Below are 11,369 nucleotides of genomic sequence, written 5' to 3' on the forward strand. Positions count from 1 at the left end.
CTGTCACTGTCTGGTCCGACTCATCGCTCCCCAGGCCCTCTGTGTGACGCGCTCAGTCGCTTTCTGCGCTTCCGTGTGCCGCGCAGGAATCCCCGCTCACGTGACGATCGGGAGAGATCGCTTTGAATTCCACGCCTGGGTCGAAGTGGATGGCGTGGTCGTGAATGCTCTTCCAGAAGTGGCAACAGGCTCCTCGCCGCTCGTGCGGATCCCCATCGTGCACCCTCTCTCACATGCCGCTTCCCGCCCGCTTCAAGCGGGGAAACACACGGCATGACCCGCTCAAACCATCTCAACGACCAGGTCAGCGCTATGAGGCCAAGCGAGAACGTCTGCAACACGTTCATCGCCAAAGACGATGAACTGAAGCAGAAAAAGCGTGTGGCTCCTCTGAAGTCTGTCGATGTTGCGGGGACGACAGCAGCATTGTATTCGCTGCCTTGACCCGCCACTTTTTTATGGTCAGGGGTATGGGGAGGTACATTCTCCCTTTCATACCCTTTCCCTTTTTTAGCAGCAGCCTGCTGTACTTGTAAGATCGAAGTCAAGAATGTTTGTGCAAAGGCGGCGCAATTCGACGCTCACTGGTTTGTGCTCGGGATGCGGGGCATACGCCTTCAAGTGTTCGACATCGGCAAACTCCATCACAAAACCATAGGTAAAGCCATGATTGTTTGAGGTATTCAGGTTCTTCCCCGTTCGGATGGAAAGGATACCAGGGATCTTTTCTTGCAGGGTTTTTACGTGCTCAAGCGCCGCTTGGATCTCTTCCTCAGTAGCCTCTTCCTTCGGCTGAAGCAGGACAATGTGTTGAATCATGTCACACCTCCTCATTCTGTTTCATTCGCTTCAGAGCAGAATGCGCAGCGTCTTCAATGACCTTTGCGCATTCAAGGGAATCTGTGGAATAAAAACAAGATATTGATCCTGTTCTCTCTTCTCCTCCTGTTCAAAGACCTCTATAAGAACCAACACGTCGCCTTCGATGATCGGCAGGCTCTCTTTTAAGCGATACTGGTTTTGTTCTGTCCACAGCGTCCAGTTCCGTTGGATTTCTTCTGCTCGGGGATCAGGGCGACCATCTTCATAACTCTCAATCATCTTGTATTCATACTATCCTTACATCTATTTTCTTCTTCTATTTCACTCCAAAATCCTCTTACCTCAGGAACATTGCCATATCGCTTTTTTAATAAAGCTGCAAACGAGAGTGCTCGATTGAACGCATGCTGTGACTGCATTGCCTGAGAGCGACGATAAAACGCACGTGCTTCTTCTACTGCCTGATCCACATTACCGAGTAGAAGATTAGCTTTTGCCCAGTCATATGGAATCCAGGCATGTAAACGCCTATTTTGTTCCTTCTCTATCTGTTGCTCTATTATGTCTCTGAGATCCAATACTGCTCGAGGATTCTTGAGTTGAAGATATCCATAGCTCTTCTCTGCTAAAATCCCACTGAGAGGATGATACACAAAATCTGTCCCGTCTCCATAGTTCACGGAACGCGCTAACTGTTCTGCCGTCTCGATTGCCTTTTCAAAGTGATAGAGGTCTTTTGCGCCTGCATATGCACGGGCCAGATAACTATGAACATAAGCTGCAACATTTTTGCTGGTAGAGAAAGTCACGTCTCTTGCCTCTTCCAGATACGAGACCGCATCATGCTTTTTATTTGCCCGCTCATATTCAGTGCCAACTGTGAGTAAAGCATGAGCCCTCATTGTCGGGTCACCAAGCTCATGAAGTTGCTCTGCTATTTCTAACATTGCTTCAAATGTTCTCTTTGCTGCTTCATATTCTCCATTACCCAACAGGATCACCCCCTCTAGATTTTTTACCTGAGCAAAAAGCCGCAAAAAGAGTTTTTGTTGCCCGAGAGTTGGGGGGTATTCGCGCACGAAGTGGTCGAAGAGCTTCTGCAAATAATAGACATCCCTTGCCGCTTCTGGTAATGGCGAGGTTCTATAAAGAACCTCCGTTCGTTCAATCCAATGTTCCACAACTTCCAGGGTCTCCGTATAGAGCCTCACCCCTTTGCCCGGGAGTGACTCAGGATCAAAAGGATCATATTCAGACAAGCCAAACCTCCAGTGGGGGATATCGAGGAGCTTACACAATGCCCGCAGCGTTCCCATGTCTTCTACTCTTTTCTTCCCATACTCGACTGCTTGCACATATTGTAAGCTTACACCATAACTACCATCTTGTCGAGGCCAAAGCGCAGCAAGCTTACTCTGTGACATATTCCGCTTTTCTCGAAATTCCTTGATTGTTAATCCATGATGATACGTTTTCCGCTCTTCCATATGCCGCATACCAAACCTCCTTTTACCAACCTATAGATTGGTAGTTAGGCGAACAATCAGAGACAAAACACCATCTTCTCAGTTGGTTCAAAAACGAAGAAAAGCGAGTATGCTTTCTATAGAGAAGATTATAGCATATTTTATTCATAATTGAATAGCTTACTTCTAAATAGATTTCTTCAAGCAGGCAAGCAATTAACGAATGCAGATACGTGAGAAAAAGTATGTGTCATACTGAATATCTCACGTTTGTACAAATCAGCTAAAGGTTCTAGTACGTTGCGCACTACATCCGGGCAAGATACGAGAGGGGTGAGTGATATGAACAGTGAAGTTGCTCGATTACGGGAGCAGATCAAGCTGGAATGCGAGGCCATGAAGCAAGGGGTCAGCGGGCTGGCAATGGTGGCCCGGCATGATGTCATTCAACAGAAATACCTGCGTCTCGAACACCCCTGGAAGCAACTTGAACGCCTGGTCGGCGCAGAAGCGGCCACGCAAATCGTGTGTCGGACCTATTTCGAGGTGGGAGGAGAAGCAGAAGACAGCGAGGAGGGTCGTATGTGCAGAAAAGCAAACAAGATCGGGCCCATTTCTGAAAAACAGTATGTCGTGGTGCTCTCGTCAACGGAACTGGCGACCGCGCTACTGGTCGCTCAGCAGCGCATGGCAGAGCTCTCTGCAAAACATCCGGAACAGCTTTCGTCAAACGAGCAGATGCTGCTCTATGGCTTACACTGTTTTATCACCAAGGTCGAACAGATCATCGAGCAAGAGAGGAGAAACAAGCATAAGCCAGAAACAAGATGAGCTCTTGACCGTTGGTGAGGTCGCGGAAATCCTGAGGGTGGACAACACTACCGTCTGCTGATGGATCAGACGAGGAGCTCTTGTGGCAGTCATTTTACCCCATTATGGGGATTACCGTTCCTACCGCATCAGAAAGTCAACCGTCAACTCCATCTTAAGCCCGAAGCGCTCAGAAAAGTGAAAAAAAAGAACGGAACCAATGAGTGAACAAAAGTCAACACAATTCACCGTGAAGGCCAGAGACACCATCATCTCCGAAGGCTCGAATGCTGAAGAGGCACGCAGGCTCTTTGTTGAGGCCGCCACACTGCCGGACTATTTTGCGTACCATTATCACCTTGTTCGTCGATGGGAAGGCATCAGCGTCCTTTCTCGAAAAGGTCGGCTCTCGTCCTGCATCAGCACAGGGAGCGCTGTCGTCGGAGCGTTGGCTCTCTCGCAAGGGAGGATTGAGCAAGGAACCTGCTCTATCACGTCCGGTATCGGCCTCTGTTTGTGAAAGGAAAGACGATGGAAAGCACGCTGCTTGACCTGTACTGGCGAGACCTTCAGGAGGTCCCTCTCCTGCTCAGCGCTGAGCAGGAGAGGGACCTCCTGCTCCAGTACCACACAAAGCGGGATCGAGCCGCGTTCGAGCGGCTGGTGCTTGCGAATCAACGCCTCATTTGTAAGCTTGCTCGGCCTTATAGCGAGGCCTCTGGTGTGCCGCTGCTTGATCTGATCCAGGAGGGCAATCTTGGTCTCATCAGAGCAATCGAGGAGTTTGACGTAGAGCGGGGAACAAGGCTCTCGACATATGCGACCCACTGGATCCGGCAAGCCATCAGCAGAGCGATCTATAACACCAGGCAGACCTTCCGGCTCCCGGTCCATCTGTGGGAAAAGCTTTCACGGAAAACCAGGGTCATAGCAACACTCTCACAGCAACTGGGACGAGCTCCCACACAAGAAGAGATAGCAGCGCACATGGGTGTCAGTGTGGAGCTACTGAAGGTTGCCGAACTGCGGAACCAGGATGACCTGTTCCTCTCACAACTGACCTGTGATGTCACTGCGCAACCGGGAACTTCTTTTGAGCGGGCGATCGCCGATGAGGACGCAGAAAGATCACTCTCTGTCTTGCTGCGCCAGATGCTGCCCGATGAGCGAGAGTATGCTGTGTTCTCACGTTTTGCTTTCAAGGGGGAATCGTGTGCCAGCATTGCCAGAGATTATACTGTAAGCCGTGAACGCATCCGGCAAATCTGCAAAGCGGCAGCCAGGAAGGTGCAACAGGGGGTGAAACGGTCTGCGGATGGCGGTGTTGAATTCGAACGAGAGAGGGACGTCTGAGTCAGGTGACCCCCACGCCTAAAGGCGGGGGCTTGCATCTAGCCCCGAAGGACTGACACGATAGCCCGCCTGACATGACAGGTCGGGCCACTTTCTCTAGATCTACCGGAGAGAGCAAGACAAGCCAGATACTTGTCCCGAATGTTGTACGCAGCATTCAGGTCTGCATTGAGTTGATAGCCACACTGGCGGCAAAGGAAGAGCGATTGAGAACGGCGATTCGAGCGATGTTGATACCCGCACTTGCTACAGGTTTGCGAGGTATGCCAGGGATCTCTTCTGACAACGGCGATTCCCCGCGCCTGCGCTTTATACTCGACAAACAAGTAGAGTCGGGCGAAGCTCCAACTATGCAAGCGGCGTTGTTGTGCGCTTTTGCGTTGCGTGGTGCGCTCCCGAATATTCGTCAGGTTCTCAAGCACAATAGTACTGCCAGGGGTGGCATGCTCGACGATGCGCTTGGCGAGGACATGGTCCTGGTCTCTGCGTTGCCGAAACTGTTTCTGGCTCAGCTTCTTGAGGTGGCGTTTCGCCGAGCGAGTGCCTTTGGCTTGCAGCTTTCTCTTGAGACGGAAAAGACGGCGTTCCTGCTCTTTCCAGCGCTTCTCTGCCAGGAAGTGCCGTTGGGAGGTCACTGCCAGACGATTCAGCCCCAGGTCTACTCCAATCACTTCCTGAGAAGGCGTGACAACAGGTTTAGGGATGGATACGACGATATGAAGGGTATAGCGTCCTTTGCGGAAGCAGAGATCAGCACTGCATATCCTGTGTCCAAGGTACTGCTGAAGGTGAGCAGGAACCGTGAAAGGCAATTCAACCCGCCCGTTCATGGTGGCAAGGCGACAGGTCATCGTGTCCCACTTGATCCAGTAGGAGCGTTGGTCATAGCGAATACACACGCTCTCGCTGTGAGGGCAGCGAACGGGCTTGAAAACAGGCATGGGCTTGCCTTGTTTCTTCGCCTTTTCGACTCGTTTGAGGAATACCTTTTCTTTCTTGATCTTCCACGTCAAAGCCGATTTGACGGTTTCCGTGGCTTTCACACGGGCGGAACATACCAGTTGAGCAGGAAGAGCAGGCACGGAGCGGATAATACGTCCGTTTGTGCAACTCAACCCCGTTGCTACAGTCAGTGGTAAATCCCTCTTGAGCAACGGTATGAAAACAGGCGGTATACTACTCAAGTGTTGTCTTGAGGCATTGCGCCTGCTCTGGCGTCGGATTCAGTTGCACGATTATCGTTCTATCCATGCGGAAAGGATATCATATATGCCTGGTTTTTGCAAGAATTGAGAAAGGAGGCGCCTGATGAACGAAACCCGGTCCTGGCCAAAAGCACAGGATACACATCGTGGGTATCGTCCAACGCGGACCAATGAGGTGCGCCAGGTGATTCGCCTGCGTGAGCATGAGGAGTCAACGTTTCCAAAACGCTGTCTGGAGCGGTCTTGCTCCCCGAGGCGTGTCTTGGTCTTTTTCACGAGCGATTGCCCCTCCTGGGGAAATCCAGATCAGGTTGAGAGAAATGGTGGACAAGACATTTCCCTCAAAGCCATCGCAGGAGCACTCGGGGGGATCGAGCGAATGTGAAATGGTCTCTTCGCCAAAAAGACGAAGAGATGATGAGATCCATCGAGACGGGGAGAGAGATGAAGAAGACGAGCAGAAGCGCTTTTAGCAATGACGCTCTCTTTGCGCTGGTGGATCAACATATCTTCGGCTTCGAGCCAACGTGTCACGGGCCATGCCAGTACTGGTTCTTACGGGGGCCTCAGGACAGCTATAAGTGCCGGGAGTGTGGCGCGGAGATCGTGAGCGACGATTTTCGGAGAATCCTGGATCAGCACCCCCGACGCATTCCCGAATACCGTCTGAAACATCTTCTGCAAACAAATCTCACCTACTATCTGGATTTTCTTGTATTACCTGGCTCAAGCTGCGAAGTGGCAAGAGTGACCGTGAGCCCAATGAACCGACCGTCGAGACAACCACCGAGGATCTCGGGAACAGTGTCAGTACCATGCATGCTTCTCTTGTTGGTCCTGAACGGGAAAGCATCTTCAAGAGGAGGTATCTGGCAGATGTGCTTTCCATGATGAATACGCCTGAAGGCATGCTAGAAGTGCTCTCTGCTACTCGCCCGACGCGATTCGCCTGGTTGGCTCCGAGGGCTCTGTTTCCATAATGCTATGTCACATATATATTTTCTATCCATAAACACATCTCTTGACTCCTTTGTTTGGCTTCTTTACCCTGAACGAAACGGAAAGAAGAGGTGTTGAGAAGATGCATGTTGGATGTGATATAGATGGTACGATTGCGAGGCGCAATATGTCCTTTTTTGCTTCCTATTGTAATCAAAAGTTTGCCCTGGGCTTATCTCAAGATCAGCTTGAGAGGATCAGTTACCGAGAATTGTTGCGGGTCCCGCAGATGCAAGAGTACAAGAGAAGCTGGGGAGAACAGCGGTTTCGACGTGAGATAGGCTGGCTGGATTTGCATCCCGACGTGTTGGTACAGATGCTTCCATTCCCCTATGCCCGCGAGGGTATAAACCAGCTTGCTCGTCTGAGTTCTTTTGCGTACTATACCGTTCGGTATAGTGTGACTCGTCCACAACGCAATGAAGGCATGGCAAAAGCAACTCGACACTGGCTTCAGGAGATGGGCTTTCCAGAAGCACCAGTGGTCTTTTGCCGCAGTATAGCTGAGAAGCTCGTTCATATGGCACACTACATCTCCTCTACCGGGGAAACAGTCTTCCTTATTGATGATCGTTACGATCGTTTGCTGGAAGAGGCTGAAAAGCTTGAGGCTTCCCAACAAGAAATCCTTCGTCGTTCTTGTATGCTTGTCGCATTCGGGGCAGAGGTTGTTCCTGAGCGCAACCCGATTCTGCGCCTTTTCCCACTTCCATCCTGGCACGCAGTTTCGGATTTCCTTTTGTATGTACAAGAGTGTTAACCGTGCAAACCAGTTGTTTTTCACCAAACCGAAGCAGGATGCCCCTGGCTTTAGCCATGGGGAGGAATGCAAGTCCTTTTGGGGAGGTTGGGATGGGGCCGCGTAGGCGGCGTGTGCTGGTAGGCACACCAAAAATGCTAGCCTACTGACAGCTTTCATCAATACTGATATACTTGAGGCATGAAACAAACGATGCTTTTGAAGCTTGCTCCAACTGAAGAACAGCACCAAGCCTTGCTTGAGACCATGCACGCCTTCAACCAAGCTGCTAACTCTGTTGCAGAGGTTGCCTTTCGCGAACAATCTGCGAACACGTTCGCTTTGCAGAAGCTGGTCTATGGTGAGCTGAGAGCGACCTACAAGCTTCCTTCTCAGTTGGCTATCCGTTGTATTAGCAAGGCGGCTGAAGCCTACAAACGAGACAAAAGCATCAAACCCTCTTTCCGTGAAACTGGTGCCATTGTTTATGATCCTCGCGTGATGTCCTTCAAGGATCTTCATCAGGTCTCCCTCTTGACACTTTCTGGTCGAGTCTTGGTCCCGTTCCGTATTGGAGGCTATCAAGAGGCTCGTATGGGTTCGATCAAGGGACAAGCCGATTTGATCTATCGCAATGGGACCTTCTCCCTTGCGGTAACTCTTGAGGTTCCCACACCTGATCCCAGTGAACCAGAAGGCGGCATGCTCGGTGTCGATTTGGGCATTGTCAATCTGGCTACCGACTCTGAAGGAGAGACCTTCAGTGGTGAGGCTGTTGAGCGGAACCGCAAACGGATGAACGCGCTCAGGCAACGTCTTCAGAAGCGTGGTACCAAATCGGCTAAAAAGCACCTCAAAAAGCTTTCTGGGAAAGAGGCTCGTTTTAAGAAAAATACCAATCATGTCATCTCCAAACGAATTGTTCAAAAGGCTAAAGACCACAGACAAGGTATAGCGATTGAAGATTTAAGGCACATTCGGTCAAGAACCGATAGCACGGTTAGGAAATCGCAGCGCAATCGCCACGCCTCTTGGGCCTTTGGACAACTCCGTTTCTTTCTCTCATATAAGGCGGCTCTTGCAGGTGTCCCATTGCATACAGTAGATCCTCGCAACACGTCCAGAACGTGCCATGCGTGTGGACACTGTGCGAAAGAGAACCGCAAGAGTCAAGCCTCCTTTGTTTGCCGAGCCTGCGGGCTTGCTGCCCCCGCAGACTGGAATGCTGCCATCAATATTTCTAGGGCACAAGTCAAGATGCCTATTGTTTCGAGCCTCTCGGCTTAGGGACAAGCCCCTGGCTTTAGCCATGGGGTACTTGACAAGTGACACCACAGGACGTACTGGAAGCCCTTCAGGCCTGGCCGTATTGGGATCAGATCAAGCAAGTGGCGCAACCCGAGGCTGGTGGGAGCTGCTGGGAGAGGAAGTCATCTCTGTTGGCTCTCTCTCGGGCATCCAAGCGACCGGGAAGAGGAAAACCTTCTCGTTGGAAGGGAACCATGCGCTTGCGGGCTGGCAGAGAAGCACGTTCTCTGTCAGTGGGTCAGTCCCTGTCGGCAAACAACTCGCGCATGGAGACCCGGAAGACGCCCGCAAGCTTTTCAAGCTCACTGAGCCACGCATCAGTGTCGGGGGAAGCCAGAAATTGCTCAATGCGCGCCAGCGGGAGCCCACGTTGCTCCGCAAGTGTGGCTGCACTCATGCCTCGGATGCAGGCAAGCTCTTTGATGAAGAGCCTCCAGTGAGGGACAGAAGGCACGAAGGCGCACGTTGGGAGTCTCTCGCCAGCAGGGTAAAAGATGAGCAGCGCACGTTCATCGGCAATGGCGTATTTCACGGCATGGCGCACATCCTCCTCAGGCGAGAGCATAAGCGCATATGCACATGCTGGCAAGAGCAGGTGATAACCGTTGTTGTCGGACACTGGAGCATGCTCTAGCCGGATCCCCAACCGATGACATTGAGCGCACATCTTTGGATAGGCATGTGCCTTCACATGAATGAGAAAAACGAGCAGGCGCCCGTCTTCTATCTCCTTCACGGTCAATGGAAGGATATTCATCTCATGCATCCGTTTCCCCTTTCTTTGGAACGAGGAGTAGAACATCCTTGTTTCCTGCACTCAGCCATCTCTCTCCTAAAAACAAGTGCTGACCAAGCATCAAATGCCACTGACTCAATCGCCTGGAAATGGTTGAAAGACGTTCCTCAGCAGCTCTTTGTCCTTCACGCGACAGGCGAGGAAACACCTCTTGTAGCTCTTGTGCTTCCTTCAAGAGCGCCGCCACCTCCATAAGCGTGGGGGGCACCGGCCTGTCAAGATCCTGCAAAAAGCGCTCATAAGAGGACCGCTCAGCCGCCTTGTTCTCTCCCTGAAGCTGTTGCTCTACGAGCTTTTTGACACTTGCAAGCGTAGCCTCATCAGTCTCAATGCGTCTGATCATCACTCCACCCCGTTCAACTGAATCTGAATCATATCCTCGATGGTACGCTGTAAGAACCGAAGCGCCTGCACCAGCTCATCACGCTCCTGAGACCGGACCGTGAGCCGTTTGATGAGGGTGAGGAAGGCATCGAGCACCTCGTTCAGCAATTCCAGATCCTCAAGCGTCAGCAAGAGAGCCGCACTCGAGAAGGCACCTTTTTGCTCATGGGCAAGCAAGCCGTGCAAGCGCGCGCGCAGCCCGCTCAGGCGCTGGATTTTGACACGGTGTGACGGCTTCAAGCGGGATGTATGCCCAAGGTACGAGATGTATGAGCTCACGATCGTCTCCACGACACGCACATCATTGAAGGAGAGGCAGAGCCGAGGAACCAGAAGCGCCCCGTCGCTCTGGCGAAGCTGATCGTAGGCCGGCCAGACCAGATCGGTGGTGGGCAGGGAGTCGTTGGTCTTCGGAAACAAGGGCGTGATGTGCTGTTTCTGCTTTTTCTGTCGTCTCATCGTGTTCCCTTTCTTTCTTCTGGATACACCGCAAAGATGCCTTTATACGGCACACCGGTCAAACACAGGAACGCAAACCTGATCGTGTGAGCATGCTCTTTCGTGATCGGCTCGCCCTGCTGAACGCGCCAGACCACCATGAGCGGGACCCCGGCAACAAAAGCCACGGTGTGGATCGAGAGCCGATGCCGCTTCATGTAGTGTGTTATCTGAGACCGTTGCACGGCTTTTCTGCTCAAAGGTTGCGTCTCGCGGTTCGTGATATCTGCTGTATAGGTACGCATCGGTCATAGACTCCTTTCAATGTCTGCTCGGACGTTCGCCCGGATGAGCGTAACGAAGGGGAAACCTGTTCATCGTCGTGAGTGTCTCTCGCTTTGGCGCTCGAGTGCTCATTCTCTCACCCGCCCCCCTCACACTGCATCCCCTGGTGCCGCTCTTGCTCGATGACCTGTTCTACCTTCATCGTGAACTGGAATAGCCCATAGAGCTGTAGCTGTTCTGGCTCCGACAGCAGCTCCGGGTGGCGCGCTACCAGTTCTGTCATCTGGCGCTGCGCCGCCACCAGCGCCGTTGTCAATTCCGTCGACGAGAGCACCACGACATACTGTTTTTCAACAATCCTCGGTTGCCGTTTCTGCTGCATGGGCCTTGCCTCCATTCGGTTCTATCATCCGGAAGTACGTTTGACAGACGAGTGTGCTCGCTTGCTCGGCCCCTATCAGCTCTTCCAGCCGCTGCCAGGACGCTTCGAGGGCTGTATACCGTTCATTGATAAAGGCATGGCGTGCCACCATTGCGACGCCCGAGAGGCCCCGGTGCATTGCTTCACACTCCCGGGCAATCCGCATGCGCAGCCGCGCCACCTCACTGCTGATGGTTGTGCTCACATCTTCCTCCTTGTACTCATCTCTGGCATCCTTCCGTCCCCGCATGCTCTCCATCACCCGGCCACAGCGTCGTGATAGAGCGGAACGGCCTGCTATCAACAAGTGGGTAGATTCGGCTAGTCTTTCATCTAACACTTC

At 52.1% G+C, this 11,369-nt stretch carries 19 protein-coding genes; 9 read left to right on the top strand and 10 right to left on the bottom strand.

The annotated features are described in order from the left end of the window. Positions 1-22: 22 nt before the first annotated feature. Both EI42_RS27810 and EI42_RS32865 read left to right on the top strand, forming a co-directional pair. Positions 23-277, top strand: a complete 255-nt coding sequence (locus tag EI42_RS27810) for a lasso peptide biosynthesis B2 protein (RefSeq protein ID WP_281279023.1) — start codon at positions 23-25, stop codon at positions 275-277. After that, positions 274-444, top strand: coding sequence for a hypothetical protein (locus EI42_RS32865; protein ID WP_170142966.1), 171 nt, complete (start codon positions 274-276; stop codon positions 442-444). Before EI42_RS27810 ends, EI42_RS32865 begins: the two co-directional genes overlap by 4 nt. A gap of 66 nt (positions 445-510) precedes the next feature. Here the strand turns inward: EI42_RS32865 and EI42_RS27815 are convergent, their stop codons facing one another. The 3 genes from EI42_RS27815 to EI42_RS27825 are packed head-to-tail and all read right to left on the bottom strand — an operon-like array spanning position 511 to position 2,318. Beyond that, complete coding sequence (locus tag EI42_RS27815; protein ID WP_170142967.1) at positions 511-819, bottom strand: Dabb family protein; 309 nt, start codon at positions 817-819, stop codon at positions 511-513. A 30-nt stretch (positions 820-849) separates the two neighbouring features. Then, positions 850-1,101, bottom strand: coding sequence for a hypothetical protein (locus tag EI42_RS27820; RefSeq protein WP_111325907.1), 252 nt, complete (start codon positions 1,099-1,101; stop codon positions 850-852). Then, positions 1,098-2,318: a helix-turn-helix domain-containing protein gene (locus tag EI42_RS27825; protein ID WP_111325908.1), complete on the bottom strand. Its 1,221-nt coding sequence runs from the start codon at positions 2,316-2,318 to the stop codon at positions 1,098-1,100. Before EI42_RS27825 ends, EI42_RS27820 begins: the two co-directional genes overlap by 4 nt. Positions 2,319-2,630: 312 nt before the next feature. On the opposite strand from EI42_RS27825, the gene EI42_RS27830 reads away from it, so the two are divergent. The 3 genes from EI42_RS27830 to EI42_RS27845 all read left to right on the top strand — a co-directional run bounded on the left by EI42_RS27830 (position 2,631) and on the right by EI42_RS27845 (position 4,451). Further along, the gene (locus tag EI42_RS27830; RefSeq protein WP_111325909.1) at positions 2,631-3,119 is read left to right on the top strand and encodes a hypothetical protein; all 489 of its coding nucleotides are present in this window, start codon (positions 2,631-2,633) and stop codon (positions 3,117-3,119) included. Between the two features lie 199 nt (positions 3,120-3,318). Continuing rightward, complete coding sequence (locus tag EI42_RS27840; RefSeq protein WP_111325910.1) at positions 3,319-3,618, top strand: hypothetical protein; 300 nt, start codon at positions 3,319-3,321, stop codon at positions 3,616-3,618. A gap of 11 nt (positions 3,619-3,629) precedes the next feature. Further along, the gene (locus EI42_RS27845) at positions 3,630-4,451 is read left to right on the top strand and encodes a sigma-70 family RNA polymerase sigma factor (RefSeq protein ID WP_111325911.1); all 822 of its coding nucleotides are present in this window, start codon (positions 3,630-3,632) and stop codon (positions 4,449-4,451) included. A 38-nt stretch (positions 4,452-4,489) separates the two neighbouring features. On the opposite strand, the gene EI42_RS27850 is transcribed toward EI42_RS27845, so the two are convergent. After that, complete coding sequence (locus EI42_RS27850; RefSeq protein ID WP_346268205.1) at positions 4,490-5,533, bottom strand: RNA-guided endonuclease InsQ/TnpB family protein; 1,044 nt, start codon at positions 5,531-5,533, stop codon at positions 4,490-4,492. A gap of 226 nt (positions 5,534-5,759) precedes the next feature. On the opposite strand from EI42_RS27850, the gene EI42_RS27855 reads away from it, so the two are divergent. The 4 genes from EI42_RS27855 (at position 5,760) to EI42_RS27870 (ending at position 8,681) form a co-directional block, all read left to right on the top strand. Next, positions 5,760-6,041: a hypothetical protein gene (locus EI42_RS27855; RefSeq protein ID WP_111325913.1), complete on the top strand. Its 282-nt coding sequence runs from the start codon at positions 5,760-5,762 to the stop codon at positions 6,039-6,041. Positions 6,042-6,100: 59 nt separating this feature from the next. Then, the gene (locus EI42_RS33545) at positions 6,101-6,547 is read left to right on the top strand and encodes a hypothetical protein (RefSeq protein ID WP_211326377.1); all 447 of its coding nucleotides are present in this window, start codon (positions 6,101-6,103) and stop codon (positions 6,545-6,547) included. Positions 6,548-6,737: 190 nt separating this feature from the next. Next, entirely contained in the window at positions 6,738-7,415 is a 678-nt protein-coding gene (locus EI42_RS27865; RefSeq protein ID WP_111325915.1) for a hypothetical protein, read from the top strand. A 180-nt stretch (positions 7,416-7,595) separates the two neighbouring features. Continuing rightward, positions 7,596-8,681 carry an RNA-guided endonuclease InsQ/TnpB family protein gene (locus EI42_RS27870; RefSeq protein ID WP_111325916.1) on the top strand — a complete coding sequence of 362 codons (1,086 nt, stop codon included), beginning with the start codon at positions 7,596-7,598 and terminating at the stop codon, positions 8,679-8,681. A gap of 259 nt (positions 8,682-8,940) precedes the next feature. On the opposite strand, the gene EI42_RS27875 is transcribed toward EI42_RS27870, so the two are convergent. The 6 genes from EI42_RS27875 to EI42_RS27900 all read right to left on the bottom strand — a co-directional run. Beyond that, a complete protein-coding gene (locus EI42_RS27875) occupies positions 8,941-9,468 on the bottom strand; it encodes a helix-turn-helix domain-containing protein (protein ID WP_111325917.1) in 528 nt (175 codons plus the stop codon). Then, a complete protein-coding gene (locus tag EI42_RS27880) occupies positions 9,461-9,841 on the bottom strand; it encodes a hypothetical protein (RefSeq protein ID WP_111325918.1) in 381 nt (126 codons plus the stop codon). The genes EI42_RS27875 and EI42_RS27880 overlap by 8 nt, the downstream gene beginning before the upstream one ends. Then, on the bottom strand, positions 9,841-10,341 hold the full coding sequence (locus tag EI42_RS27885; protein ID WP_111325919.1) for a hypothetical protein: 501 nt from the start codon (positions 10,339-10,341) through the stop codon (positions 9,841-9,843). The genes EI42_RS27880 and EI42_RS27885 overlap by 1 nt, the downstream gene beginning before the upstream one ends. Then, complete coding sequence (locus EI42_RS27890; protein WP_111325920.1) at positions 10,338-10,625, bottom strand: hypothetical protein; 288 nt, start codon at positions 10,623-10,625, stop codon at positions 10,338-10,340. Before EI42_RS27890 ends, EI42_RS27885 begins: the two co-directional genes overlap by 4 nt. A 116-nt stretch (positions 10,626-10,741) precedes the next feature. Then, positions 10,742-10,987, bottom strand: coding sequence for a hypothetical protein (locus tag EI42_RS27895; protein ID WP_111325921.1), 246 nt, complete (start codon positions 10,985-10,987; stop codon positions 10,742-10,744). Continuing rightward, a partial coding sequence (locus EI42_RS27900; RefSeq protein WP_211326378.1) for a hypothetical protein occupies positions 10,956-11,369 on the bottom strand: 414 nt, incomplete at its 5' end. The genes EI42_RS27895 and EI42_RS27900, both read right to left, overlap by 32 nt.

The sequence above is a fragment of the Thermosporothrix hazakensis genome, assembly GCF_003253565.1.
GTDB lineage: Bacteria > Chloroflexota > Ktedonobacteria > Ktedonobacterales > Ktedonobacteraceae > Thermosporothrix > Thermosporothrix hazakensis.

What these genes read in the sequence shown, in the direction of transcription:
- EI42_RS27820 (WP_111325907.1), bottom strand. Translation starts at nt 1,101, where the DNA reads ATGATTGAGAGTTATGAAGATGGTCGCCCTGATCCCCGAGCAGAAGAA.
- EI42_RS27855 (WP_111325913.1), top strand. Translation starts at nt 5,760, where the DNA reads ATGAACGAAACCCGGTCCTGGCCAAAAGCACAGGATACACATCGTGGG.
- EI42_RS27875 (WP_111325917.1), bottom strand. Translation starts at nt 9,468, where the DNA reads ATGCATGAGATGAATATCCTTCCATTGACCGTGAAGGAGATAGAAGAC.
- EI42_RS27840 (WP_111325910.1), top strand. Translation starts at nt 3,319, where the DNA reads ATGAGTGAACAAAAGTCAACACAATTCACCGTGAAGGCCAGAGACACC.
- EI42_RS27830 (WP_111325909.1), top strand. Translation starts at nt 2,631, where the DNA reads ATGAACAGTGAAGTTGCTCGATTACGGGAGCAGATCAAGCTGGAATGC.
- EI42_RS27885 (WP_111325919.1), bottom strand. Translation starts at nt 10,341, where the DNA reads ATGAGACGACAGAAAAAGCAGAAACAGCACATCACGCCCTTGTTTCCG.
- EI42_RS33545 (WP_211326377.1), top strand. Translation starts at nt 6,101, where the DNA reads ATGAAGAAGACGAGCAGAAGCGCTTTTAGCAATGACGCTCTCTTTGCG.
- EI42_RS27845 (WP_111325911.1), top strand. Translation starts at nt 3,630, where the DNA reads ATGGAAAGCACGCTGCTTGACCTGTACTGGCGAGACCTTCAGGAGGTC.
- EI42_RS32865 (WP_170142966.1), top strand. Translation starts at nt 274, where the DNA reads ATGACCCGCTCAAACCATCTCAACGACCAGGTCAGCGCTATGAGGCCA.
- EI42_RS27890 (WP_111325920.1), bottom strand. Translation starts at nt 10,625, where the DNA reads ATGCGTACCTATACAGCAGATATCACGAACCGCGAGACGCAACCTTTG.
- EI42_RS27880 (WP_111325918.1), bottom strand. Translation starts at nt 9,841, where the DNA reads ATGATCAGACGCATTGAGACTGATGAGGCTACGCTTGCAAGTGTCAAA.
- EI42_RS27870 (WP_111325916.1), top strand. Translation starts at nt 7,596, where the DNA reads ATGAAACAAACGATGCTTTTGAAGCTTGCTCCAACTGAAGAACAGCAC.
- EI42_RS27815 (WP_170142967.1), bottom strand. Translation starts at nt 819, where the DNA reads ATGATTCAACACATTGTCCTGCTTCAGCCGAAGGAAGAGGCTACTGAG.
- EI42_RS27825 (WP_111325908.1), bottom strand. Translation starts at nt 2,318, where the DNA reads ATGCGGCATATGGAAGAGCGGAAAACGTATCATCATGGATTAACAATC.
- EI42_RS27895 (WP_111325921.1), bottom strand. Translation starts at nt 10,987, where the DNA reads ATGCAGCAGAAACGGCAACCGAGGATTGTTGAAAAACAGTATGTCGTG.
- EI42_RS27865 (WP_111325915.1), top strand. Translation starts at nt 6,738, where the DNA reads ATGCATGTTGGATGTGATATAGATGGTACGATTGCGAGGCGCAATATG.